Source organism: Rothia sp. HMSC061E04 (assembly GCF_001813685.1).
Lineage (GTDB): Bacteria > Actinomycetota > Actinomycetes > Actinomycetales > Micrococcaceae > Rothia > Rothia mucilaginosa.
In genome coordinates, this window is the sequence record NZ_KV813705.1 from 199,700 (window position 1) to 226,288 (window position 26,589).

16 protein-coding genes and 1 tRNA gene are annotated in these 26,589 nt (G+C 60.7%); 10 read left to right on the forward strand and 7 right to left on the reverse strand.

What is annotated here, in order from left to right:
• Window position 1: 1 nt before the first annotated feature.
• Complete coding sequence (gene leuC, locus HMPREF2927_RS06660; RefSeq protein WP_070686608.1) at window positions 2-1,444, reverse strand: 3-isopropylmalate dehydratase large subunit; 1,443 nt, start codon at window positions 1,442-1,444, stop codon at window positions 2-4.
• Window positions 1,445-1,855: 411 nt separating this feature from the next.
• Here leuC and HMPREF2927_RS06665 point away from each other — a divergent pair, with 411 nt between their 5' ends.
• Window positions 1,856-2,743, forward strand: coding sequence for an IclR family transcriptional regulator (locus HMPREF2927_RS06665; RefSeq protein WP_371441156.1), 888 nt, complete (start codon window positions 1,856-1,858; stop codon window positions 2,741-2,743).
• 112 nt (window positions 2,744-2,855) lie between these two features.
• Here the strand turns inward: HMPREF2927_RS06665 and HMPREF2927_RS06670 are convergent, their stop codons facing one another.
• Together HMPREF2927_RS06670 and HMPREF2927_RS06675 are read right to left on the reverse strand one after the other, a co-directional pair.
• On the reverse strand, window positions 2,856-4,736 hold the full coding sequence (locus HMPREF2927_RS06670; RefSeq protein ID WP_070686610.1) for a GTPase: 1,881 nt from the start codon (window positions 4,734-4,736) through the stop codon (window positions 2,856-2,858).
• A gap of 48 nt (window positions 4,737-4,784) precedes the next feature.
• Entirely contained in the window at window positions 4,785-6,746 is a 1,962-nt protein-coding gene (locus HMPREF2927_RS06675) for a dynamin family protein (RefSeq protein ID WP_070686612.1), read from the reverse strand.
• 640 nt (window positions 6,747-7,386) lie between these two features.
• Here HMPREF2927_RS06675 and HMPREF2927_RS06680 point away from each other — a divergent pair.
• From HMPREF2927_RS06680 to epsC, 7 genes are all read left to right on the forward strand, one after another.
• Entirely contained in the window at window positions 7,387-8,208 is an 822-nt protein-coding gene (locus HMPREF2927_RS06680) for a DUF6318 family protein (RefSeq protein ID WP_246827379.1), read from the forward strand.
• A gap of 268 nt (window positions 8,209-8,476) precedes the next feature.
• Window positions 8,477-9,649, forward strand: a complete 1,173-nt coding sequence (locus HMPREF2927_RS06685) for a DUF6318 family protein (protein WP_070686616.1) — start codon at window positions 8,477-8,479, stop codon at window positions 9,647-9,649.
• 284 nt (window positions 9,650-9,933) lie between these two features.
• Window positions 9,934-10,791 carry a DUF6318 family protein gene (locus HMPREF2927_RS06690; RefSeq protein WP_070686617.1) on the forward strand — a complete coding sequence of 286 codons (858 nt, stop codon included), beginning with the start codon at window positions 9,934-9,936 and terminating at the stop codon, window positions 10,789-10,791.
• A gap of 106 nt (window positions 10,792-10,897) precedes the next feature.
• A complete protein-coding gene (locus HMPREF2927_RS06695) occupies window positions 10,898-11,836 on the forward strand; it encodes a DUF6318 family protein (RefSeq protein ID WP_070686618.1) in 939 nt (312 codons plus the stop codon).
• A 117-nt stretch (window positions 11,837-11,953) separates the two neighbouring features.
• Window positions 11,954-12,730 carry a DUF6318 family protein gene (locus HMPREF2927_RS06700; RefSeq protein ID WP_070686619.1) on the forward strand — a complete coding sequence of 259 codons (777 nt, stop codon included), beginning with the start codon at window positions 11,954-11,956 and terminating at the stop codon, window positions 12,728-12,730.
• A gap of 401 nt (window positions 12,731-13,131) precedes the next feature.
• Window positions 13,132-14,067 carry a cysteine synthase A gene (gene cysK, locus HMPREF2927_RS06705; RefSeq protein ID WP_070686621.1) on the forward strand — a complete coding sequence of 312 codons (936 nt, stop codon included), beginning with the start codon at window positions 13,132-13,134 and terminating at the stop codon, window positions 14,065-14,067.
• Between the two features lie 344 nt (window positions 14,068-14,411).
• Window positions 14,412-14,996, forward strand: a complete 585-nt coding sequence (gene epsC, locus HMPREF2927_RS06710; protein WP_005507433.1) for a serine O-acetyltransferase EpsC — start codon at window positions 14,412-14,414, stop codon at window positions 14,994-14,996.
• A gap of 220 nt (window positions 14,997-15,216) precedes the next feature.
• On the opposite strand, the gene gndA is transcribed toward epsC, so the two are convergent.
• Both gndA and HMPREF2927_RS06720 read right to left on the reverse strand, forming a co-directional pair.
• Window positions 15,217-16,689 (reverse strand): NADP-dependent phosphogluconate dehydrogenase, encoded by a 1,473-nt coding sequence (gene gndA / locus HMPREF2927_RS06715; protein WP_070686623.1) that lies wholly within the window; start codon window positions 16,687-16,689, stop codon window positions 15,217-15,219.
• A 184-nt stretch (window positions 16,690-16,873) separates the two neighbouring features.
• A tRNA-Val gene (locus HMPREF2927_RS06720) sits at window positions 16,874-16,946 on the reverse strand.
• A 480-nt stretch (window positions 16,947-17,426) separates the two neighbouring features.
• Here HMPREF2927_RS06720 and aceE point away from each other — a divergent pair.
• Together aceE and HMPREF2927_RS06730 are read left to right on the forward strand one after the other, a co-directional pair.
• The gene (gene aceE / locus HMPREF2927_RS06725; RefSeq protein ID WP_070686624.1) at window positions 17,427-20,159 is read left to right on the forward strand and encodes a pyruvate dehydrogenase (acetyl-transferring), homodimeric type; all 2,733 of its coding nucleotides are present in this window, start codon (window positions 17,427-17,429) and stop codon (window positions 20,157-20,159) included.
• Between the two features lie 612 nt (window positions 20,160-20,771).
• Window positions 20,772-21,641 carry a hypothetical protein gene (locus tag HMPREF2927_RS06730; RefSeq protein WP_070686626.1) on the forward strand — a complete coding sequence of 290 codons (870 nt, stop codon included), beginning with the start codon at window positions 20,772-20,774 and terminating at the stop codon, window positions 21,639-21,641.
• A 73-nt stretch (window positions 21,642-21,714) separates the two neighbouring features.
• Here HMPREF2927_RS06730 and HMPREF2927_RS06735 read toward each other — a convergent pair whose 3' ends face one another.
• Both HMPREF2927_RS06735 and HMPREF2927_RS06740 read right to left on the reverse strand, forming a co-directional pair.
• A complete protein-coding gene (locus HMPREF2927_RS06735; RefSeq protein WP_210399827.1) occupies window positions 21,715-26,088 on the reverse strand; it encodes a non-ribosomal peptide synthetase in 4,374 nt (1,457 codons plus the stop codon).
• Between the two features lie 242 nt (window positions 26,089-26,330).
• On the reverse strand, window positions 26,331-26,558 hold the full coding sequence (locus HMPREF2927_RS06740; protein ID WP_005507422.1) for a phosphopantetheine-binding protein: 228 nt from the start codon (window positions 26,556-26,558) through the stop codon (window positions 26,331-26,333).
• Window positions 26,559-26,589 lie beyond the last annotated feature (31 nt).

The window sequence follows — 26,589 nt, forward strand, 5'->3', positions numbered from 1 at the left end:
GCTAGGCCACGACGTCGGACGGGGCGGACAGGGTACCGCGCACAGCGGTTGCGGCGGCAACCACCGGGGAGACCAGATGGGTGCGGCCACCCTTGCCCTGGCGGCCCTCAAAGTTACGGTTCGAGGTGGAGGCGCAACGCTCACCGGGTGCCAGCTGGTCGGGGTTCATGCCCAGGCACATGGAGCAGCCGGCGAAGCGCCAGTCGGCACCGAACTCCTTGAAGACCTTGTCCAGGCCTTCTGCTTCTGCCTGCGCGCGGACCTTCTGGGAGCCGGGCACGACCATCATGCGTACGTTCTCGGCGATGGCGCGGCCACGCACGATGTCCGCCGCGGCGCGCAGGTCCTCGATGCGGGAGTTGGTGCAGGAGCCCAGGAAGACGACGTCCACGGGGATTTCCTTCATGGGGGTGCCCGCATCCAAGCCCATGTATTCGAGGGCGCGTTCTGCTGCGACCTTGTCGTTCTCGTCCTCGAAGTCATCCGGGGAGGGAACGGCGTGGCTCAGCGGAATACCCTGACCGGGGTTGGTGCCCCAGGTGACGAAGGGTTCGAGCTCGTCAGCGTTGATGAAGATTTCCTTGTCGAAAACGGCGCCTTCGTCGGTGGGAAGGGTCTTCCAGTACTCGACTGCCTTGTCCCACTCTTCACCCTTGGGCGCGTGCTGGCGACCCTTGATGTACTCGAAGGTGATCTCGTCGGGGGCGACCATGCCGGCGCGTGCGCCCGCCTCGATGGACATGTTGCACATGGTCATGCGGCCCTCCATAGAGAGGGAGCGGATTGCGGAACCGCGGTATTCGAGCACGTAGCCCTGACCGCCGCCGGTACCAATCTGCGCGATGACAGCGAGGATGATGTCCTTTGCGGTCACGCCGGGCTTGAGGGTGCCTTCAACGTTGATTGCCATGGTCTTGAAGCGTGCCAGGGGCAGGGTCTGGGTTGCCATGACGTGCTCCACCTCGGAGGTGCCGATACCGAACGCGAGAGCGCCGAACGCACCGTGGGTGGAGGTGTGGGAGTCACCGCAGACGATGGTCATGCCGGGCATGGTCAGACCCAGCTGCGGGCCGACCACGTGCACGATGCCCTGTTCCTCGTCACCGAGGGAGTGGATGCGCACGCCGAATTCCTTGGCGTTGCGGCGCAGGGTCTCGATCTGGGTACGGCTGGTCAGGTCGGCGATGGTGCCGAAGATGTTGTCGGTGGGGGTGTTGTGATCCTCGGTGGCGATGGTCAGGTCGAGGCGGCGCAGGGGGCGGTTCTCGATGCGCAGGCCTTCGAATGCCTGGGGGGAGGTCACTTCGTGCAGTAGCTGCAGGTCGATGTAGAGCAGGTCGGGCTTGCCGTTTTCACCGGGGACGACGACGTGTGCGTCCCAGACTTTTTCTGCCAGGGTGCGCGGACGGGTGCCCGCGGTGGTTGCGTTCTGTTCGCTAGTCATGCTTTCTCCTGCTTGATGCGTTCCTACGGTGGATGCGTTCGGTGTGGTGCGTACCGCAAGTTTGCAGAGTTGAGGGGCGGATTATGTACCCTATGGGACCCTCAAATCGGCATTTCCCTGCGGCGTGTCGCATATTTTTTCACAGATTCTTAGCCTGTGAGACGGCCTAGAAACACCCCGAACTAGCGAGTGTTTTTATGTGGGTTTACTCTATGACTCCAGGGTAATTTTGCGGGATTGCACGCATTTTCCTACGGCTTTTTCGCACATTTTCACCCGTAAACCCACATAAACACTTATTATGAAAAATTCATAATTTATCCCGTAGGGGGTGATTCCATCTTCAGCTCTGCACCCCAAAGAGTCCACGAAGTCCGGGGTATCTTTCATATTCTGAGATAGAATATAAGAATGACTCCTTCCGCCTCACGTTTTAACGCACACGGAATGCGTCACCCCAACGCATCCACACACCACAACGCACCGATTGTCGATCCCGTCAAGCCGCCCGAACACATGGCCGCCGACGAGCAGATGGTAGAGGTACACTCCCACGGCTCCTCCGGCGTTGGCGTACTCGACAAGGCGACCCTCATCCTTGACTGCCTCGAGGCAGGCCCGGTATCCCTGGGCGACCTCGTCAAGGCAACCGGTCTGGCACGCCCCACCGCGCACCGCCTCGCCGTGGCGCTGGCTCACCACCGCCTCGTAGCCCGCGACGTGCAGGGACGCTTCATGCTCGGACCCCGCCTGACCGAACTCGCATCTGCCACCATTTCCGATGAGCTCATCACCGTGGCAGACCCGATTCTGCAGAAGCTCAGCCTCGAAGCTGACGAGTCCACCCAGCTGTACCGCCGCCAGGGCGACTGGCGTGTATGCGCGGCAACCGCGGCACGCCCCTCCGGCATGCACGAATCCATCCCGGTCGGTACCCAGCTGTCCATGCAGGCTGGTTCCGCCGCCCAGGTTCTACTGGCTTGGGAAGACCAGAACCGCATTGTTGAAGGCCTGCGCGACGCCCACTTCAGCGCCGCCATGCTCGCGGCTGTGCGCCGCATCGGTTGGGCGCAGTCCGTGGGTGAGCGCGAGCGCGGTACCGCCTCGGTGTCCGCTCCGGTGCGCGCTCCCGGTGGCAAGGTGATTGCGGCTGTGTCCATCTCGGGTCCGATGGATCGTATGACCCGCCAGCCGAACCGCAACTACCCTGAGATGGTCGTCAAGGCTGCTCAGGCGATTACTGACGGTTTGCGTGAGCTCTCTGCCTCTCACTCGGCATCGGATGCTGAGGAAAGTTAAGGCTCTGTTATAGATAGTTTTAATGACAAGAATCCCTCCCCGCCTCGATTGAGGTGGGGAGGGATTCTTTTGTGCGCTCTCAGCCTGATGCGGCTTCTCAGATACTAGTTCGCTAAATGTCCAGCGCCTTGCGGTAGGAGGTGAGGCGCTTAGCTTCCAGCTGTACCGGGGCGACCACGCAGGACTGCACCGCCTTCTCCACGCCGGTCTGCAGGCGACCCCGCAGCTTACGTGAGTAGTAGCGTGAGCCCATGGCGGTAAGTAGCCTGCCCACACCCGCCGAGGCGATACCAAGCAGGATACCCAGCAGCAGAAGCAGGGTTGGCAGGGGCACCGGGGAGCCTTCGGGGGTCGGGGCGGGCGGCAGTTGAATCTGCAGGTACGCCATGCCGGAGATGAGGGTCAGCCAGCCGACGCCTACCAGGGCGCTCAGTAGCGCGATCCACTGCAGGGCATTGAAGATGACCCAGGGGGCGCGGATGCGGCCCAGACCGTAGTCGATGCGCACCATATCGCGTTCGAGCAGTTCGGGAAGCTCCGCCTCGCGGGAGAGGGCGGCTTCCTTCATGCTGCGCTTCCACGGTTCGTCGATGCGGGCCGCCATCTGCTTGCTGTATTGGCGCACGGCGTTTGCCATGCGTGCCTTCTGCGCGGCGCTCAGCGGAGGTAGTGAGGATGCCACCAGCTCGGGTGCGTTCTCGCTATCGGAACCGAGCATACCCGCGGACTTCTCAGCCTTAGACATGCTCTTCGTTTCCTCTTGCTGCCCCAGGTGTAGGCGGCGCAGGGGGTCAGCTTTCAGGCGGCTCATCCAGCGGGTTAGGATCCAGCCGGTGTGCTGACCCGCGGCGCGACGGTAGGAGGCGGTTGCCGCCTGCAAAACCTGCTCTGCCTGGCTGGAGGTGTAGCATGCCTTCACGAGCTTCTGTTCCGCTTCGAGGGCGTAGGCTCCGGCGAGCACGGTCCCTTCTCCCCCGGCGTAGGTGCGCAGTTGGGAGGCGGTGGCGTGCAGCTGCGCGTCGGTTCGCTGCAGGGACAGGCTCTTGGCGGCGGCTACCTGGGCGAGCAGGTCGCGGAGCACGTCCACGCCCTCACCGGTTCGTGCGGAGACGGCGATGGGTGCGGCGAGCAGGTGCGATTCGGTGCCCTCAGCCTGGAGCAGACGGGTGAGGGATGCGAGCACGGCGGGCACCTCGGCGGGTGCGAGTTTATCCGCCTGGTTGAGCACGCAGAGTGCCTGCGCGCCGGAGGCGGCAAGCGGCACCATGAAGTCGCGGTGGATGACGGCGTCGGCGTATTTTTGGGGGTCGACAACCCAGACGAGTACGTCCACGTAGCGCATCATGCGGGCGGCGAGGTCGCGGTTGGCGGTGGTGACAGAGTCGAAGTCGGGCATGTCCAGCAGGATGAGGCCGCCGGTGCGGGTGCGCATTTCGCCGCGTCCACCGACGGCTCGGCGGATGCGGTTGAAGAGTCCGGGCGCCGGTTCGGTGACGGTATTGGGTGCAGCCACTCCCCCGGTTGCCTTATTACCCTCGGTTGCCTCTCCTTCGGCGGCGAGCGCCTGAGTTTGCGGGTAGACGCGCTTGTCGATACCGAGCCAGTCAAGTAGCTCTTCGCTGCCTTCTGCTTCCCAGATTGCCGCCTGCACGGTGGAGGTGGTCGGGCGTGTGGGCGCGGAGAGGGCAATGTTCTGCCCGGCGATGGCGTTGAAGAGCGTGGATTTGCCGCTGCCGGTCGCGCCGAAGAAGCCGATGACGGTGTGTTCGGTGGAGAGTTCGCGGCGCTGGCTGAGGCGTTCGAGGGTTTCGGCGGCGTCGAGCAGCACAGTTTCGGGGACTCGTCCTTCACCGTAGCTGATGGCGTCCTTCAGGGATGCGACGGAGCGCGCGAAGGGCGAGGTTGCCACGGCGGGGGTGGCGCCTCGCTCGGTATGGCGCTCAGCGGCTTTGTTCTCGAGTGTGTTCTCGAGTTTCTTCTCGGGAGTAGTCATAGTGCGTTTTTCTTCGTCTGTGGTGCGGGGGTGCCTGTCCGGAGTGGTTTAGCGGGCAACCGTGCCGTTAGTGTGGGCTGCGGCTTGGCGCTGTGTGGTTTGACTCTGGGCGCTCATTTCTGCGGCGATTGCCTGCACCTGCTCGGCGGCGCGGTGAATGTCCTCGGCGTCAGCCTGCGGGTCGGTTTCTTCCAGTACGGCGGTGAAGGGCTGAGCGTGCTCGGTGAGCAGATCCGCCATGCGTTCGAGCAGGTCGGTGCGGGCGCGGGTTGCCATGCGGCGCACCGCGTCTTCACCGAAGATGGACTCGAGCAGCTTGGTGCCGACCACGCCGCTACCGCCGGCAATACCCGCCTCAATACCGGTGATGCCGCCGGTGAGGCTGAACGCGGCGACCATGAGCATCACGGCGGCGGCGTTCACGCCCAAGGAGAGGAAGCGGGCACGTTTGCGCTTGTCGGCACCTTCTTCGCGGATCATTTCGAGGACGGAACCCTGCCAGAGGCGAATCTGCTCGGCAACGGCTGCGGAGAAGATGTCCTCGGCGGACTGCACTTCACTCTTCGCCTCGTCACCCTTCGCTTCGTTGCCCTTCGCCTCACCGTTTATGCCTGCGTTCTGTTCGGGTGCGGCGGAGGCAGTCTGCGGCGCAACAGAAACAGCCTGCGGCGCATCAAGGCGCGCCAGCAGGGAGCGTCCGGCGCGGCTGGCACGCCAGCGGGTGCGGGTGTTTTCGGAGGCGCGGGCGGCCGCATCCAGCACGACGGCGTGGATGCCGCTTTCGAGGGCGTCTTCTACCTTCTGGGCGGCGGCCGGCTGGCCTCGCAGGGCAGAGCCGACGCGGTCGCGCAGGCGGCCGATGGTGCTGTCGAGGGAGCGGAAGAAGTCGCCGGTTCCTACGAAGTCGTGCCAGCGCGAGAGCACTTCGCCGCGTAGCAGCGAGCCGTCGGAGAGCGCGCCGTCGATGGTGGTCAGTGCGTCCTCGTATTCTTCGGCGGCGATGGTGGCAAGCGACTGGTGTGCCACCTGCTGGCGTGCCTGTTCGGCGGCGAGCACCTGCAGGTTCCCGGCGAGGGTTTCGACGGCACCGGCGAGGGTCTGCCGGGCGATGGCGGCGCGGGCGGGTGCGTCGGCGCCGAGTTCGCGAATCCACAGGGTCAGCGGGGCGAGGCTGACGGGGGCGAGCATGCCGCTTTCGTCACGCGGCTGTTCGGTGACGGTGTGAATCAGTACGGCGTGGATTCCGGCTTCGTCGAGCATGCGTCGCAGGTCGTTTTCGATGGCTTCTTCGTCGCCTTCGGGCACGCGGTTGAGCACCACAGCGATGGCGATGGAGCGTGCGGCTGCTTCGTGGAGCAGTTCCCAGGGCACGGCGTCGGCGTAGCGGTTGGCGGTGGTGACGAAGAGCCACAGGTCTGCGGCGGAGAGCAGTTCCTTGGCGAGGGTGCGGTTTTCCTCGGAGACGGAGTCGATATCGGGTGCGTCGATGAGTGCGATGCCCTGCGGTAGCGCCGAGGTAGTAATAGGAATGAGGGCGCGCGCAATCTTCGGGTCGAGGCCGGGTAGTGCCTGCGATCCGGCGTTCATGCCGGAGGTGCGGGTGCGCGGCAGGGTGGGCAGGAAGCGTTCGGGTGATAGCGCCGCTTCATCTTCTGCGCGGTGCAGGAGTACGGGGTGGCGGGTGGTGGGTCGAATCGCGCCTGACTGGGTGAGCGGTTCGCCGAGCAGGGTGTTGACGAGGGTGGATTTGCCGGCGCCGGTGGAGCCTCCGACCACGATGGTGAGGGGGTTGTCGACGCTGGCGCTGCGCGGCAGGATGTAGTCATCGAGTTGGCGTGCCATGGCGGCGAGTAGGGTGCGCGCGGTGGCGGTGCCGTGCTCGGCGGTGCCGTCGTGGGCGACGGTGTAGGGGGTGCCGGGGGTTTCGTCGGCTTCTACGTCGAGCGGAAGGGGGATTCGAGTGAGCAGTTCGCGAGCTGCTTTGAGCTGCGCATAGTCGGTGGTAGTCACAGCGCTATTGTCCCATAGGGTGCACCTGCTTCATGCCATGTGTGGGCGTTGCGGTGGGCGCGTTACGGCTACGGGTTGTTTGGGGGCTCATATTGAGGTGTTTTTGATAGGTGTTTGGACAACCTGAAGAGGTTGAGATACTACTTGCAAACATGGTGCAACAACTCCAATTTATGATTTATTCACAAGAAGAACAGGTGAGAAAATCCTTGATTTTCCGCAGGAAATCAGCACATTTCAATGCGGTTATCCGGAACACATTGGTACGTTTTATAACCCACATAAAACGGGCAAATATTAAGATTTGATAACTTTTTACCTTTAAGCGCAGATATGGTCATTGCGGGCCTGAAAGTACGCTTAGAATCATTGAGCACGACAACCAGGCAGGTCATAACCCACACCGAATCCTCAGGAGGCTTCTGACCTGCCCTTTCTATCGCATCCGTACTCACTGCGGTATGCCACCCCCCATCGGGAACGCTCGCCGACCCCTCACACAACTGCAATCAACTGCCGTTGAGGTTCACTGCATCCGAGCTACCCGTTACTGCCTGCCCGTCTTTACTCTTGCGAAAGGTTGCGTATGTTCGGTTCGCTGTCACGTCGCCATCTTCTTGCTCTTTCTTCCGGAGCAGCGTTGAGTGCACTCACAAGCGCCTGCAGTCCCAGCGCAGTTTCTCGCCCTCAACCACTCGCTAACCCTTCCCCTGCTAAGGCTGATTCTCAGAGCCCCCAGACCAAATCTGCAACCACCACGCGTAGCATTACGCACACCGAGCCCCTGCCCGCATCGGCTCTGGATGGTCGCGGACCGGCTCTTCTGCCGGATCAGTTCTTTGAGCGTTCCGGGAATTTCTCGAACGGCACCCTGATCCATCGAGCCGTCAATGTCCCCCGCCCCACCATACCCCCGGAAGCTAAAGAGCGCACCGTCGAGGGCCTGCACGCCTTCCTGCAGTACTGGGGTGCGGCGCAGAACTATATGCTCCTCACCGGCGATACCGATCCTTTCATGGGTCTGCCCGGCCAGGAGCACTTTAGTCAGATGGCGCAGATGTACCGCGATATCTACCGCTACAACATCGGCTGGCTGGTCTCTAAGAACAACCACCCCATGTGCATTAACCTGAGCTCCCCGCAGCCGGTGCCCGCTACCGAGCAGGACGTCTACTGCTGGAAGGCAACCCTGAAGGTGGACGAGAACGCGTTCCTGTTCAATCATGAGACCTGTCAGCGTGAGCAGCTCACCGGCATCTACGGCAGCAATCAGAAGGCGGATGCGTACGTCTACTTTGGTGAAGAGGGCTGGCAGATGCTGGAGGATCCAAAGTCTTCCCCGAGTACTACCGCTACCCCTGCGGCTACCGCTGAACCGTCCGCGAATATTCCGAGTGCGCACCCGACCCCGAATGAGAGCACCTCTTCTAAGGCGACTCGTTATATTCGAGGCTCAGCCTAAAGCTTCTTTACATCCGTGCCTCAAAGAACCCGTCATATTGGGTGATATGAGGCACGGATGAGGGCTTTTATTTGTGTGCCACGCGTGAAATCTATAGGCTAGGGCTAGATGAGGTCCGCCCATTTTCGCCTCAATACGCGTCTACCCGCCCTGCGGGTGACTGCTTCGCGCCCTCCTGTAGGGGCGTGATGTTAGGCTGAGAATTGGAGCGTGAGCTCTTCACTTATCACCGATACTTCCGCATCACAGCACATTCAAGGGGATCACTATGATTCACAGCCGCCGCCACTTTATTGCGCTTACGGGCACCGCCGCCCTGGGTGCGATGCTTGCCGCTTGCGGTTCCAAAAAGACTGAGGAGGCGACTGCCTCCCCCACTGCTTCCGCTTCGATTGCGGGTGCCTACGACAATCTGTCGGGCGAGCTGAAGTGGACTAAGTACATTGCGGGCAACGGTGCGGCCCCGATGAGCAGCACCGACCCGGAAACCGGTCAGGTGTACACGATTGAGCCGACTGCCGGCCCGGCAAGCGTTGATTCTAAGGCGAGTGCCGTGCCCATCCCGATTGAGGATGAGAGCATGTACGACAAGAACGCCCGCGGTCTGCGCGCCACTTTCGCGTATTTTGCGGCGGCGGTGAACTATGCCCGCATGACCGGTGACCCCGGTCCTGCTCTGCAGGTGGTTCAGGCTCAGAACTCTACCAACCGTGCGGCGCTGGAGAAGCTGCGTGTGTTCTACGCGACCGGCACGAACTGGCTGGTGGGCGGCGAGTGGACGTTCCGTCTGACCGATAAGCAGCCGACGACCCGCGGCACTAAGTATGCGTGGGCGTGCACCGTAACTCAGGCGCACGGTATGCAGGTTGAGAAGGCGACTAATACGACCAAGCCTCTGGAAGACACTGAGGCACAGGAGATTAAGGCTCTCTACGCTGAGTACGATGAGGAGGCGAAACGCTGGGTCGTCATCTCGCCTCAGCAGTACGATCCCGCGTTGACCCCGAAGCCGACGCAGACTCCGCGTGCGCATCCTTCCTCGACCTATACCCCGACGGTGACTGATGACAGCACCGTGGCGGCTAATGCTGGCGCGAACGCCGGTGCGAATACTTCGGGTAACGGCGCGGCTCAGGGCACTGCTCAGAATGGTGCCGCGCAGAACGGTGGTGCGCAGGCTCCTGCCGCCCAGAACGGTTCCCGTCAGTACACTGGATCCCAGAATGGTGGTGTCGGTCAGGGTTCTGCTGGTCAGGGTGGCGCGGTTCAGGCTCCTCAGCCTGCCGCTACCCAGGCGCCTGCGGCTCCCGCGCAGACTGTGGCGACTCAGCCTGCCGCTACGACGGCTCAGCCGAGTGTAGCTCCCGGTGCTCCTGAGCCCGGTGCCGCTCAGAATGGTGCCGCCGGTGCAGATGCTGCTCCCGCCGGGGGCGCCCAGTAGCCCCTCCCCTATAGACAATCCCTATAAACAACCCCTATAGACGTTGAACGCGTCCTCTCCTTCACTGTGCCCTGTACCCCCTCGGTGTACTGGTGCCGCTGCTTGCGGTAAGTTCGCTGATGGGCGGCATATCACGCTCGTTTGAGCGCTGGTACGCACGGGTGTGAAGGCGGGGGCGCGTTATACTTAGGACTGTCTCTAAGGGATATCCGCGTGTGATATCCGCTCGTCGAGGCGCACTCTCACTCGTCTCTCACCTGAGATTCTCACTCGAAAGGTACTCCGTGGCGCTTTTCTCTTTGACCTCTGGGCTTTCTGATAGTTCCGCTACCGGCATCAGCCGCCGTTCTGCTCTGCGTTACGCCGGTGCAGGCGTTGCAGGCGTGTCGTTGAGCGCCCTACTGGTTGCGTGCGGTGGTTCTTCGTCCACCAGTGAGGACGCTGATGCGGATACCCCTCAGATTTCCCCTTCGGCTTCTTCGCGTACTGATTTTAGCGGCGAGGTAACCTTCGATAACTACGAGAAGAAGGGCACTTTCGTTCCGGCGACCGAGTCTGCACCCGCTCAGAACGTGCCGTTCCCTAAGCGCCCGGCGAGCGCTTCGGAGAACTCGGTGCAGGGTCTGTACGATTCGATTGCGTTCGTGTATGCGGCGATTAACTACCTGGTGCTGACCGGTGATGCGGCTCCGCTGCGTGAGTCGAAGGCTGATGAGAAGTTCGTTGCTTCGTTCTCTTCGTTTATGGATGAGTCGAATGAGAGCTCGCAGAATCGTGATTGGTTTGTGTCGCCGAAGGTGACCATGTCTGCGTTCACTGCGGTTCCTGCGCTGGTGAAGAAGAGCGTGCAGTGGACCTTTGATCTGGTGATTGATTTGGGTCCGACCGTGGTGATTGACGGTGCTCCTGCGGAGATGTCTGAGAAGGTGCGCCGTACTGAGCGCGGTCTGGTGATTACCGGTGTGCGCCACGATAATGACTGGACTTTGACTATTCAGGATGAGTACGAGGCTCAGGCATCGGCTCAGCCGCAGAATGGCGGCGCTAATGGTGGTGCCAGCGGTGGTGCCGCTAACGATGGTAATGCTGGCAATTCCGGTAACTCCGGTAATGGCGGCAATTCTAATGGTGACAACCTTTAAGCCCTCAGATGGATGAGGCATCATGCCCTAACTCGCACTCGGGTTAGGGCATGATCTGTTTTACTCTGGTAGTAACGAGCTTTCCTGGATTCAAGGTTTTTCTCTTATGTCTTCTTTTTCTCAGTCTTCTTTCTCTCGCCGCTCCCTGTTGCGCCTGGGTGTGGGCGTTTCTGCTGTTGCCGGTTCTGCGGCGCTGTTGAGCGCTTGCGGTTCGGGCGGATCTAGCCAGCAGTCGGGTTCTCAGGGTGGTAGCCTGAACGGTTCGAAGTCGAGTGCTAACCCGAACGGGTACAGCGATGATGGTCAGAACTATTCGGGTCTGGTGGAGTACACCCACTATGAGAGTGCGGTGAATTATGAGCAGGGCACGGTGGATCATCCGCCGCGTAATGCTCCGAAGCCGAAGGTGACTGATGCTCTGTCGGCGAATACGGTGACGGGTTTTCATGAGGCGATTGCTTATTTTGCGGCGGCTATGGATTATCTGGTGAAGACCGGTAGCACGGATGCGTTCTCGACCGGTATTCAGCTGTCGTCGAAGACTCGCTCGGAGGTGGATGCTCTGTCGGCTTCTATTCTTGCGGGTGTGGAGAAGGGTTCCTGGTATGTGAATCCGTCGGCTTCCTATGCTCTGGCAAGCGCTCAGCCGTCCATTATGAGTGATGGCAATCTACTGTTTAAGGGCAAGTACACTCTGGACTTCGGTGCGGAGGCGGTGGCTGAGGGCAAGATCCAGCCGGTGGTCGCCTCCGCGAGCGCTTCTGCTGAGCCTACTGAGCCTTCTGAGGATGCGCTGGTGTCTGATGCGGCGTCCCCGAGTGCTTCTGCTACTGCAGCGGGTCCGGCTTCTCAGGTGACGGTTCAGGAGTGTGATTTCCGCGGCCGCTACCACGCTGATTCTAAGATGTGGGAGCTGAGCATGGCGTACGGTGCCACTGTTCAGGGCGGTGTTTCCTCCGCGAGCGCGACAGCATCTGGTTCGGCTTCTGCGCCCTCTTCTGCCGCCGCTTCTGCTGAGGCGTCCGCTACCTCCGCGGCGTCATAGTTCGTCATAACGCTTTTATCTGTGAGGCGCTTCTCACGCTTCGTCCACTCGACTCTGTATCCTGTTGGGTTTGCGGCTAAACTGGTTGCAATCACCGACTGACTGAAAGGTATCACTATGTCCGAGAACCTGACCCGCCGCGCGGCGCTGGGTGTACTGGGCGTCAGCTCCATGGCTTTGCTGGCGGCTTGTGGCTCTAAGGCTACTTCTGAGGCGTCTGCTTCCGCTTCTGGCTCTGAGAGCGCTTCTACTGCAGCTTCTGAGTCTGCTACCGCCTCGTCCTCTACTTCTGCATCGGCGTCTGCTTCCTCGTCCGCTTCTGCGTCGGCTTCGGCTACTGCGACGAACTCTCCGCTGCCTAACGACAATAAGGATTACAGCGGCGTAGCGAAGCTGGAGAAGATGGAGGATCACGGCGAGTACCAGCCGGGTAACGCTGAGCACCCTCCGCAGAACGTACCGTCCCCGATTGTTCCGGAGGCTATGCACCAGAACTCGGTGGCTGGCTTTGCGGCGGCTCTGGCGTACTTCGGTGCGGCATTTGAGTACCTGCTGCGTACCGGCGATATGCACTACATGAACGAGGTCAGCACCGACCAGGAGACCCTGGCGGCGATGAAGAAGTACGCGGACTCCACCAAGGCAGGTATTGATGAGAAGAAGACCTGGTACGTGAACCCGACCGCTACTTTGACCATTGGCACCAAGCAGCCGGTTCTGGCGCAGGGTGCGTACAACTGGACCGTGACTCTGAACGTGGACCTGGGTGAGAAGCTGTTCAAGGACGGCAAGGAGCAGACCGTGGCGGCTGATAAGCGTCAGGTGAAGATGTTCGGTGAGGCTGTTGGCCGCTACCTGAACAACAAGTGGGACCTTCACATGGACATCAACTAGTCCTCTGAGACTGGTTTTCTCCCCCGCTTTTGCGTCTTTTCCATCTCAGGATGCAGTTTTTTACTGTTTTTCCATTGATGGCAATAAAATTTGTGGCTCCAGCTTGCGGTGAACGGAGTTCATCACTACTCTTATATACAGAGGTTGTCTTTTGGGCTACATAATGTTTCTAGAGAGCGCCGCACATTCATCGTCCTTTGTCGAGAAAGGGTTTGTGCGGCGCTTTTCTGTACCCTCTTTCTGAACCTCGTTCCTTGAGGTTTTTCTCTGGCATTATTACGAACTGTGACAGCAGGCTTACCCCCGCGTCCTGTGCGTAGTAGAGTTGCCACGTAACCGATTATTCATTGCGGAGACCCCGTCGCGGCTGGCCTCCCCCCAAGCTCATGAAGGAGCACCCCATGGCAAAGATTCTCAACAGCATTGTTGAAGCAACCGGCCAGACCCCCCTGGTTAAGCTGAACCGACTGGACGAGGGCCTTCCCGGTAACGTAGCGGTCAAGCTTGAGTTCTACAATCCCGCAGGTTCGGTCAAGGACCGTATCGGTCGCGCCATCATTGACGCTGCTGAGAAGTCGGGTGCGCTGAAGCCCGGCGGCACCATTGTTGAGGGTACTTCCGGCAACACCGGTATTGCGCTGGCTATGGTGGGTGCTGCTCGCGGTTACCGCGTCATCCTGACCATGCCGGAGACCATGTCTGCTGAGCGTCGCGTGCTGCTGCGCGCTTACGGTGCTCAGATTGTGCTGACCCCCGGTACCGAGGGTATGCGCGGCGCTGTGGAGAAGGCTAAGGAAATCGTTGCGACCACCGAGAACGCTATCCTGGCGTCTCAGTTCTCCAACGAGGCGAACCCCACCATTCACTACAACACCACCGGCCCCGAGATTTGGGAAGCAACCGACGGTAAGGTCGACATTTTCGTGGCGGGTATTGGCACCGGCGGTACCATCTCCGGTACCGGTAAGTACCTGAAGGAGCAGAACCCGAACGTGAAGGTTGTTGCGGTTGAGCCGAAGGACTCCCCGCTGCTCTCCGAGGGTCGCGTTGGCCCCCACAAGATTCAGGGCCTGGGCGCTAACTTTGTTCCCGACACCCTGAACCGCGGCATCTACGATTCGGTGACTCCGGTCAGCGCTGAGGACGCTATGCGCACCTCCCGCCTGCTGGCTACCCAGGAAGGTATTCTGGGCGGTATTTCTTCCGGTGCGGCTGTGTGGGCTGCTCTGGAGGAGGCTAAGAAGTCTGAGAACAAGGACAAGCTGATTGTGGCTATCGTTCCCGACTTCGGTGAGCGTTACATCTCTACCGCTCTGTACGAGGATATCCGCGGCTAATTGAGCTTCTGAGCCCCCGCCGTTATCGGGAGGCGTCAGGTTTATAGCGCTACGCCCCGTCTGCCGGTTGCATACACGGCAGGCGGGGCGTTTCTATGCCCCCTGCGAAATTAGAGACTCTGCGAACTGTACGGCGAGGAGCTGAACTGTTCCACCGCTCCCCTGTGGGTCCCGGGCTGTTCTTTTCTGCCGTCCCACGTGCATCCGCCGCGGTTGAGTAGTGATACGGGCGGGTGCGTCCATCATGTTGCTGATTGCGGTGGGAATAGCCGAAAGGGCCCCGTTGTTGGTACCTTTGGAAAGGTCGCATACACACAGCACGACCGATGAAGGAAAGGGAACCCATGAGTTTTATTGCGCGTCTGCGTGAAGATATTGAGAACGTCCGCCAGCACGATCCTGCTGCGCGCGGCGCTGTCGAGATTGCGCTGAACTATTCGGGTATGCACGCCATTTGGGTTCACCGTCTGACCCATAAGCTTTGGCAGAAGGATGAGACGAAGGCTCTGGCTCGTACTCTTTCGCAGTTTGCTCGTTTTCTGACCGGTGTGGAGATTCACCCCGGCGCGACCATTGGCCGCCGTTTCTTCATTGATCATGGCATGGGCATTGTCATTGGTGAGACCGCTGAGGTTGGTGACGACGTGATGCTGTACCACGGCGTGACCCTGGGCGGTCGCTCCCTGGAGAAGGTGAAGCGTCACCCCACCATTGGTGACCGTGTGACCATTGGCGCAGGTGCTAAGGTGCTGGGTCCGGTGGTTATTGGTGCCGATAGCGCTATTGGCGCGAACGCTGTGGTCGTCAACGATCATCCGGCGGATTCGATTATTACCGGCATTCCGGCGAAGCACCGCCCGCGTACCCCGGAGAAGAAGAAGCCGCTGGTGGACGCTGTGGAGTATATTGACCCCGCCATGTGGATTTAGGCTTGGCAATCGTTTTGAGGCGGTAGAGGTGCATCTGACGGCTCCTCACTAGGCTTCTAGGCTCTGCTCTGGCCTTCTCCCCCTGCTATGCCCCCTCAAGATACCCCTGAGATACCTCTGAGGCATCTCGGGGCACCCCATCAAGACATAACGAAAGCCCGCCTTCGACCGGATTCTCATCCAGCCGAAGGCGGGCTTTGACGTATTCAGCTACGTGAGCTTAGTGAACGTGAATATCCGCTGCGTTCACCTCGGAACGGTCGCCGCTCCACATGGTGTGGAAGGCACCCTCTTCGTCAATACGACCGTAAGTGTGTGCACCGAAGAAGTCACGCTGACCCTGAATCAGGGATGCGGGCAGGCGGTCGCGGCGCAGGCCGTCGTAGTAGGACAGTGCGGATGCGAACACCGGCACGGGGATGCCCAGTGCGGTTGCCTTAGCCACCACGCGACGCCAGGAAGGAACGAGCTCCTCCATGAGGTTCTTGAAGGCGGGTGCCAGCAGCATGTTCGCGGGTGCTTCGCCTGCGTAGGCAGCCATGATGTCGCCCAGCAGCTCGGCGCGGATGATGCAGCCTGCACGCCACAGCGATGCGATGGTGTCCAGCTTCAGGTCCCAACCGTATTCCTTGCCTGCGCGGGTGAGCAGGTCCATGCCCTGTGCGTACGCAACGAGCTTGGATGCGAAGAGTGCGCGGCGCACATCCTCAACGAACTCGGGGTCGCCTGCACCGATGCCGGTGGTTGCGATCAGACCTGCGGGCAGTTCGCGCTGTGCCTGCTCGCGCTGCTCACGCTCGGAGGAGGAGAGGGCGCGTGCGAACACGGACTCTGCGATAGCGGAGACGGGGGAACCAAGGTCCAGGCCAGCCTTAGCGGTCCACAGGCCGGTACCCTTCTGACCCGCTGCGTCAACGATAACGTCGACCAGGGGCTTGCCGGTCTTTGCGTCTACCTGTGCGAGCACCTCTGCGGTGATTTCGATCAGGTAGGAGCTCAGGTCGGTCTTGTTCCAGGTCTTGAAGATCTCTGCCTGCTCGGCGGGCTCAATGCCTGCCACGGAGCGGAGAATGTCGTATGCCTCGCCGATAACCTGCATATCGGCGTACTCGATACCGTTGTGGACCATCTTCACGAAGTGGCCCGCACCGTCGGTGGAAATCCATGCGCAGCAGGGTGCACCGTCCTGGGGTGCCTTCGCTGCAATCTTCTCGAGCATGGGGCCCAGGTGCTTGTAGGACTCTGCGGAGCCGCCGGGCATCATGGAGGGGCCCCAGAGAGCGCCCTCTTCGCCGCCGGAGACGCCAACGCCCACGAAGTGCAGGCCCTTTTCAGCCAGGGCGTGCTCGCGACGGATGGTGTCGGGGAAGTGGGAGTTACCGCCGTCAATAATGATGTCGCCCTCATCGAGCATGGGGGTGAGCTGCTCGATAACAGCGTCGACGGGTGCGCCCGCCTTGACCATAATCAGGATGCGGCGGGGAGACTCGAGGGAGTCAACGAGTTCCTGCAGGGACTCGGTACGGATGAAGTCGCCGTCTGCGCCGTGCTCAGCCAGCAGTGCGTCGGTCTTCTCTACGGAACGGTTGTGCAGTGCCACGGTGTAGCCGTTACGTGCCAGGTTGCGGGCGAGGTTTGCGCCCATGACAGCAAGGCCGGTGACACCAATCTGTGCCTTCTTGTTTTCAGTCATGTATATAAGGATACGCGCTTAGGGCAGGCTATATATAGGTGGACTGCAGTTTTATGCTTGGAGGAATCACAGTTCCGGCTGGATTATCTTCGTGAGCTTCCCGCCGGGCTCCCTCGCGGCGGGTAGTGGGTAAAGAAAACTGGGTAAACAAAACCCCGGCACCTTGCGGTACCGGGGTAATCGGTGGGTCCTACCGGGATCGAACCGATGACATCCACGGTGTAAACGTGGCGCTCTACCAGCTGAGCTAAAGACCCGTAGTTCTCACTGTTTCGTTTTCGTTCCAGTGGCGAACACAAGAAAAAACTATACGGACTTCTGGTGCGACATGCAAATCCATAACATGTGTTATATGTCTCAATATTTTTTTCATTTTCCCACCGCACCCCACACTAAGCCACAACAAGTCATGTTGGACCATTACCTTTTAGGCAGGTCATACCCCTTCATTCCGCGCCATTCCGCCAACCCCGTCATTCCGCGCCATTTAGGTGCAAAAAAACTCTAACTAGTACTTTTGATGCACATATTTCCCACCCAGATAGTCACAATGCGAAACCCACATCACAAAAACCCTCATTTGAGACCAAGAGAGGCACCTTTAGGTCTAAGATAGTAGAGATAAGAAGCGATGTGGGTCTTACAGACCTATAGCGCTTAAACACAAAGATTGTTCGACAACGCAACATCGCGGGGCGGGCGATCTCACAACCGCACAGAAGAGAGGTTGGATTAGTTTGGCTAACGTACCGAACGAGCACTCCCTGAGCACCCTTCTTGATGGCCTGAAGGACATCGACGTAGAAGAGACCCAGGAATGGGCTGAGTCCCTCGAGGACCTTATCAAGACTCACGGCACCGAGCGTGCAGAGTACATCCTTCGCGCGCTGCTCAAGGAGGCTGGCGAGAAGGGCGTAAAGGTCCCCACTCTGGTCAAGACCGACTACATCAACACCATCCCCGCAGACCAGCAGCCCGAGTACCCCGGCGATGAGGAACTCGAGCGCCAGTACCGCGCATGGATCCGTTGGAACGCAGCAATTATGGTTCAGCGTGCCCAGAAGAAGGGCATCGGCGTTGGCGGTCACATCTCCACCTTCGCAGGTGTGGCTGACATCTACGAAATGGGCCAGAACCACTTCTTCCGCGGCCGTAACCACCCCGGTGGCGGTGACCAGGTCTTCTTCCAGGGTCACTCCTCCCCCGGTGTCTACTCCCGCGCATTCGTTGAGGGCGTCCTGAGCGAAGACCAGATGGACGGCTTCCGTCAGGAGAAGACCAAGGGCGTAGACGGTATTCCTTCGTACCCGCACCCCCGCTGCATGCCCGAGTTCTGGCAGTTCCCGACCGTTTCCATGGGTCTGGGCCCCCTGAACGCAATCCACCAGGCATCCTTCAACAAGTACCTGCACAACCACAAGATCAAGGACACCTCCGAGCAGCACGTCTGGGCATTCCTGGGCGACGGCGAAATGGACGAGCCCGAGTCGCGTGGTGCACTGCAGCTGGCTGCAAACGAGCACCTGGACAACCTGACCTTCGTCGTCAACTGCAACCTGCAGCGTCTGGACGGTCCCGTTCGCGGTAACGGCAAGATTGTTCAGGAGCTCGAGGCATTCTTCCGCGGCGCAGGCTGGCACGTCATCAAGGTCCTGTGGGGCTCCGACTACGACGAGCTGCTCAAGAAGGACAAGAGCGGCAAGCTCATCCAGCTGATGAACGAAACCCTCGACGGTGACTACCAGACCTTCCGCGGTGAAGACGGCGGCTACATCCGCGAGCACTTCTTCGGCAAGTACCCTGAGACCAAGGAACTGGTTGCAGACCTGACCGACGAGCAGATCTTCAACCTGCGCCTGGGTGGCCACGACGACAAGAAGCTCTATGCAGCCTTCAAGGAAGCTATGGAGACCAAGGGCAAGCCCACCGTCATCCTGGCACAGTCCATTAAGGGTGCGGAGCTCGGCCCGTTCTTCGAGGCACGTAACTCCACCCACCAGATCAAGAAGTTCACCATGGAAGCACTGAAGGGCTTCCGTGACCACCTGAACATTCCCATCTCCGACGAGGAGCTGGAGAAGGATCTGTACAACCCGCCGTACTACCTGCCCGAGGCAAACCACCCGGCACTGCAGTACATGCACGCACGCCGTAAGGAACTCGGCGGTTACATCCCCGGCCGCGCAAACACCCAGCCTGAGATTATCCTGCCCGAGTCCAAGGTCTACGCACAGACCAAGAAGGGCTCCGGCAAGCAGACCACTGCTACCACCATGGCGTTCGTCCGCCTGATGAAGGACCTCATGCGCGTGAAGGGCTTCGGTCACCGTATCGCTCCCATCACCCCCGATGAGGCACGTACCTTCGGTATGGACTCCTTCTTCCCCTCGGCTAAGCTGTACAACCCCAACGGCCAGAACTACGTGCCCGTTGACCACCAGCTCATGCTCACCTACACCGAGTCCCCCGAGGGCCAGATTGTTCACGTGGGTATTAACGAGGCAGGCGCAACCGCTGCATTCATCGCTCTGGGTTCGTCCTACGACACCCACGGCGAGCCGATGATTCCGATTTACATCTTCTACTCGATGTTCGGCTTCCAGCGCACCGGCGACTCCTTCTGGGCTGCTGCCGACCAGCTGTGCCGCGGCTTCGTCATCGGTGCAACCGCAGGTCGTACCACCCTGTCCGGTGAGGGTCTGCAGCACGCTGACGGTCACTCCCCGATTCTGGCGTCCACGAACCCGGCGTTCAAGATCTACGATCCGGCATACGGCTACGAGATTGCTCACATCGTGGAGCGCGGTATCGAGCAGATGTACGGCACCAAGGACGAAGACCACAACGTCATGTACTACCTGACCGTGTACAACGAGCCGATTCACCAGCCTGCTGAGCCGGCAAACGTTGACGTTGAGGGCATCATCAAGGGTATCCACAAGATCAGCGAGTCCCCGCTGACCTCCGGCCCCAAGGCACAGCTGCTGGCATCCGGCGTTGCTGTTCCGTGGGCTGAGAAGGCTCAGCAGCTGCTGGCTGAGGACTGGGGCGTCTCCGCAGACGTCTGGTCTGTCACCTCGTGGACCGAGCTGCGCCGCGACGGCATTGCCGCTGAGGAAGAGGCTCTGCTGAACCCGAACCAGCCCGCTCGCGTTCCTTACGTGACCCAGAAGCTGGCTGGCGCTGCTGGCCCGATCGTCGCGACCACCGACTTCGCTTCGGAGGTTCCCGACCAGATCCGCCAGTTCGTTCCGAACGACTTCGCAACCCTGGGTGCTGACGGCTTCGGCTTCGCAGACACCCGCCCGGGTGCACGTCGCTTCTTCCACATCGATGCAGAGTCGGTTGTTGTCCGTACCCTGCAGATGCTGGCAAAGCGCGGCGAGGTTGCAGCAGACGTTCCCGCGAAGGCATTCGCTAAGTACGACCTGCTGAACGTGAACGCTAACTCCGAGCTGGAGCAGCACTAAGCATTTAGCGGTAGAACCTCGGCTCTGCGTTAGACGCTAAACGATGCCCCCGGCTGGTGATTCATCAACCGGGGGCATTCGTGTTTTAACTGTGAAGGGGTGCAGGATACCCGAGCTGATTCCTGTCGATATGCTCGTTGACTATGCGTTTCTTACGTAATAAATCAGACGTGACCGGAGTTTTGATTGCCTGGTGCGTCTAGCCGGTGGTAGGCTTTAACCACCCTTCAACTATGATATTCGCCATAGTATCGGTGGATATTTTAGGGTGCCCGACCAGCAGGGGGCACGGCTCACTCATCTATGAGTATTTGCCCTCCATAACTCATAGGGGTTCATGATGAAGCTCTAGAATACTCTCCCAGCAGTAACGACGCTGCAGAAACACCCTTGTGCATGGTCTGCCATAGCGTCTTGGCCTTTCGCTATGGGTGCACTCCCAAGCTAGCAGGCACTCCCCCGAGATTCTGCTTATCGCTCTGGGATTCACATAGATTCCAGATTCTCTCGACACCCATATTCACCGGGTCATATGCTTTGCAACAATCAGCAAAATACAGCCCCGCTTTCTTTACTGTCACATATTCTTTATCCAATTACGGAGGGAGAATCATGAACCTCAAGAAATTCTTTCAGCCCGCAATGGCTATAACGTTTGCATTCACGCTAGCCTGCACATCCTGTTCTACAGGCCCGCAACTAGAACGTGATGAAACGGCCCAAGCAACTCTAGACTATAAAAACAACCGAATCATTACTCCACTCGAAGAATACAATGACATTTTCGATGAAAATTCCCAGTATTACGGTCGAGCCTTGGAAATTCTCAGGCAGCGCTGTTTCGCAAAACACGGCCAATCCTACGAAATATATATCCCGGATGTAGAAGACAGGAAATTCGTTTCATCCGGTCGCGAGTTTGGCCTCTGGAACCCCGAATACGCCGCCAAATATGGACACTACAAGCGATTCGGGAATGCACCATCATCCGGGGGATATGACACAAAAATCATGGAACAGTGCATGCCTGAAATCTTAGCCACGTTGAAAGAGATTGCCGGCATCAGCCTCGAAGAGCAAAGTGGCCTCAGAGAAGCCTATCGTCGAATCCACGGCGAATCCTATGCAGCTGCCATGAATCATCCCGAATGGAAAAAATACCGTGAAGCATGGTGGAAATGCCTATCGGATAAAGGTCTAACGCCACGAAAAGGCGACGAAGAATGGGGTACAAAAGAACTATCAAATGCAACCCGCGCTAGCGGTGATAATAATGCCCCTGCATCGGAAGAAGAAATTCGACTCAGCGTCATTGAAGCACAATGCAGTAAAGATACAGGAATGGCTCAAGGTCTTGCCAACCTCGTAGCCTCATATCAAAAACCGCTCATTCGAGATAATGAAACAAAACTAGAAGAACAGCGACGGCAGCTATCAGAAGTTTATCTCCGATATAAAGAGTGGGTTCTCAAAAACCAATAAATATAATGTCCCCGATTGATGAATCATCAATCGGGGACCTTCTATTTATTAATTACTCGACAAATAGAGAGGGCTAATCGGCGAAGTGGCCGGTCACCTCCGCCAGACGCGTCGGATTCACCAGGTCAGGGTGCGTACCCTCCAGCAGCACCGAACGGAACGACGACGCATGCGCCGACCAACCCTCCGCATCCAAATACGGCTGATCCTCATGCGGCACACCCACCAGCAACACATCACCATCAAAGAACGCCTGCTCAGCACCACGCATCAACGCCGCCGAAGCACGCATACTACCCAAGCACACGCCCAACTTCTCCTCCGGTAGGTAACCCATCGCCGAACCCGCCCGCTGCAAACGCTCCAACGTACCCGGCAAATCAAGCCGCTCATCAGCGGCAGGCTCCGGCAAACCGCCCATACGTAACAGCGCACGGAAGCTCTCCTGCTCATCCGGCGCAGGCACGCCCTGCCACTGCTCCGAAGGATACGCATCCAACAGGATGACGCGCTCAACCCGCGCACCCGCAGCCTGCGCCAGGGCCGCCACCTGCACCGCGGCAGTACCGCCCACAGACCAGCCCATCAACGCAAAACGACGCGGCAGCGAACGCTCCGCCAGGGTCTTCTCAATCAGCTTCAGGTAGCCCTCAGCCAGCTCCTGCAGGCTCGACGCAAACCCGGCATTCGGGTCAGAGAACGCCTCAGCCTGCACAGCATACACACCCTGCTGAGCCGGAAGATGCGAGAGGTACCCCGCATAGCACCAGCCCAAACCACCCGCAGGCGGCAGGATAAACAGCGGCGCGGGGGCCTCGGTAGTATCGGGGACAACGGGCTGCTCACGCTGAGTCACAACGTGTTCGCGCTGAGTCAAAATGTGCTCACGCAGCGGCAGAACCGGCGCGAACTCCGCACCCTCGCCACGCTCACCCGCAATGGACGCCGCCAAAGCCTGCACGGTCGGATGCGCAAACAGCGCACCAATGCTCACGCTCAGGCCCAGCTGCTCCTCAACCGCGGCAATCACCTCAAGAGCCGCCAACGAATGACCGCCCGAGGCAAAGAAATCCTCATCCACGCCGAAACGTTCACGACCCAGCACACCGGCAATAATCGAGCACAGCTGCTGCTCCAGCAGACCGTGCGGGCCCTCAGCATCAGAAGTCTGAGGGGTCAGGTCCAGGGACGCCAACAGCTTGCGATCCGCCTTACCGGAGGGGCTCACCGGCAGAGCAGGCAGGGTATGCCACAGGGTAGGAACCATGTAGTCCGGCAGAACCTGCGCACAATGCTCGCGTGCCGCCTCCACCAGCTGCTCGGCACGCTCAGCGGGCACGTCGCCGACCTCCAGCACAGCCGCCAGGGCAGGCTCACGCAGGCCGCGGTACAGCAGAGCCACCGAAGCACTCACGCCCTCAACCGCGGCAAGAGCCATCTCAATATCGCCCAGCTCCAGGCGCTGACCACGCACCTTAATCTGATAATCCGTGCGGCCGCGGTAACCAATGACGGCGCGACCATCGGGAAGAATTTCCCAGCACGCCAAATCGCCCGTACGGTACAGGCGCTGACTCTCACCGTTCAGCAGCGCGAGCGCACCGGCAGGAGCCTGCTCCACGAAAGCCGCCGCGGTTCCCTGCGGGTTGTTCTTGTAGCCGCGCGCCAGCTGCACACCCGACAGGTGCAGTTCACCCGTCACGCCCACCGGCACGGGGTGGCCGGTCGGGTCAAGAATCAGGGTGCCGGTGTTCCAGACCGGCTCGCCAATGGGCACGCTCTCGCGCTGCGGGTCGGTGGAGGTCTCCCAGAAGGTCACGTCCACCGCCGCCTCGGTCGGGCCGTACAGGTTCAGCGGGTACACGCCCAGAACCTCGCCCGCAGCCTGCACCTGGTCCTTCTGCAGAGCCTCACCCGAGCAGACCACATAGCGCAGGGGCTGCTCTCGATCCTGGCCGAAGCCAGCATCAGCCAGGATGCGGCGTGCCGCCGGCGAAGAGGTCAGCGCCGACAGCATGGTCGGCACAAAGTGCACCGCCGTGACGGACTGCTCGGCAATCACGCGCGCCAGGTAGGCGGGGTCACGGTGCCCCTCCGGGGCGGCAATGACCACGGCGGCACGCTCAGCGAGAGGCCAGTACAGCTCCCACACGTGCACGTCAAAGGAGATGGGGGTCTTGTGCAGAACGCGGTCGCCCTCCCCCACCGGAATCTGGTGCTGCTGCCAGCGCAGGCGGTTATCAATCGCGCGGTGGCTGATGGCAACGCCCTTAGGCCTGCCCGTGGAGCCGGAGGTGAAGAGCACGTAAGCGTCCTCGTCCAGGCCGGTTTTGACGCCCGGAAGCTCCTCGGCGGCGGGTGCCTGTACAGGTTCCTCGATGCTCAGCTGCGGTAGGATGTGCTGGGGCAGGTTTGCGTGACGCGCAGGCTCCTGCGGGTTCAGCTCTTCCGCGCTCAGCGGATGCAGACCGGGGCCGTGCAGCAGTAGGGAACATTCGGCGTCCTCCATCATCACGCCCACACGCTCGGCGGGCAGATCCGGAAGCACCGGAACGTAGGTGGCGCCAGCGTACAGCAGGGCGTACAGCGTCACGTACTGCTCGGCGCCGCGGTGCACACGCAGACCCACCGCGTCGGAAGAGCGAACGCCCCAGTCCAGCAGCTGCGCGGCAAGCGCGCGGGCGCGCTCGTCCAGTTCGGCGTAGGTGAGGGCGCGGTCAAAAGCGTAGGCGTGCTCCGACTCGGGGGTGAGCACCTCACCGGGCGCGGGGGCAGAATCCAGCACGGCGAGCGCCTGCGGATGCGCCGCCACCGCGTCACGGAAGCGGCCCAGCAGGGTCTTGTACTCCATCGGGTGGTCGGTAAGCGCCGGGGCGGTCAGCTTGCGCAGGGTCGCAAGCTCCGCCTCGGTCGCCAAGCCGAGGTTGTTCAGGGAAGCACCCTCACGCTGCGCCTCCGCCGCGTATGCGGGTAGCCACTCGCTCAGGCGGGCGGCGTGACGTTCCAGCTCCTCAGCGGTGTAGAGCGCCGGGTTCATGTCAATCTCGCAGGAGATGCTGTTGCCGCGGCCGGGCATACCGCGCAGGGTGAAGGTCGCGTCAGCAACGGGACCGGCAGAGATATTGTGGATGCGCGCAGTCGGCACCGGTTGTACGGTTCCGGACTCGTCCTTAGAGGGCGCCGCCAGCGGCAGCACCGCGTCAAAGGGCACCACGTTAATCTGCGCGCCAAACAGCCTGGACTGGGCGTTACGCGCGGTACGCTCGAGGTCTTCTTGACGAGCCAGCGGATGCTCTGCGTTGCGGGCGTACTGTTCCTTCACCGAGTGCAGGGACTCCGCGATGGGGCCGGTCGCCGCAACCTGCACTGGCAGCACGTTCACCGCGGTACAGCCGGTCTGCGCGCTCGCCGTACCCAGGGCGCGGGTCGCCTCCGGCAGGGTGCGGGCGAACATGCGGTTCATCTGCGGCACACCGAACGAAGCCTGCGGGTAGCCGCCCACACGCGCCAGGTACGAGCCGACGGCGGCGGTCGCCAGCACGGGCCAGGAGACGGCGTGCTGCTTTGCCGCATCCAGCAGGGCCTGCTGGGTGGGCACATCAATGCTGAACGCCAGGCGCACAGACTGCGCCGACGGGGAGGCGGTACGACCCGCCTGGGAGGTGTCTTCCTGTTCCAGGGCGCCGCTCGCTTCCCAGAAGGCGACGTCTTCGTCACGGGCGGTAGAGGCGGCATCGTCGGCGTCGAGCAGCTGCTGCAGGCTCAAGCGGCGGGTTGCCGGAACCGGCTGACCGGCGGATAGGGCGCGGTATATCGCCGCCACGCGGGAGAGGCCGTTGAACGCGGCGAACCCGTCGGCAACCACATGGGAGAAGGAATGGTACACCCAGAGGAACCCGCCGTAACGCGCCACTGCGCTGCGCACGGTCACGCCCTCATCGGTGGCGAGGGGCTGGGTGAGTAGGCGCTGTGCCCAGGCGCTTACCGGCGCGGGCAAATCAGAGTCAGGCAGGTCAGAGGTGTTCTCCTCCCCCGCCTCTGCGGTGCCGCTCAGCTCGCGCTCCTCCAGTTCGCCATCATCCAGCTCGCCCTCATCCACGAGCAGGTCAATGCCCGCGAGGAACGCCTCAAGCGGCAGAATCTGCTGGGAGGCGGCACCATCGGCAATGCGGGTGCGCACGCGGAAGCCCTCGTTCTCGCGGTAGAGCTGTTCAAAAGCCTCACGCAGCAGAGCGAGGTCGGTGTCCGCGGGGCATTGCAGAACCTCCGCGGTGTTGTAGCAGGGGTTCTTCGGGTCAATCGCGGCGGCAAAATAGATGCCGCGCGCGTTAGTGGTCAGCGGCAGCCAGGGGCTGTCAGCGCTGTGCTGTGCGGAGGGGGTCGCGGCGGTGCGAAGGTCGGAAGCAGTCCCGAAGCTAGCGGGTGCGGTAGTATCAGCTACGCCCATGGTGGCCTCTCAAAGGTCTGGATTAGGGGTCTGGATTAGGGATGATATGCGGTATGTTAAAGGTAGGTGTGAAAGGTAGGCTACTGCCCCGCCGCTTCACGCTGGCAGAAGTGCGCAGACAAGGGCAAACACAGCTACACAACACGGCGTAAAACCGGCGCACAGAAAAACGAGGCGAGTAGCAAACACCCCGGGCGCCCGTCTGCATTCGCGGCAGGCGGGCACTCGGGGTGCGGTAACGCTTAGCCCAGGCGGGAAGCGATGAACTCCACGGTCGGGTTCTCCACCAGCTCGGTAAACTCAATCACGGCGCCCTCAGCGGCAAGGTCGTCGAGCAGGGCGAATGCGCCCATAGAATCCATGCCCAGGGAGAACAGGTCGGTGGTCGGCTCGTCAAAAGCGGTCTGCAGGGAGTCGGGCTCGACGATGTACTTCTCCATGATGGGGCGCAGGGTCTCAAATGCGGACATTTTTCTCCTCAATAGGGGTAGGAATAAGGGC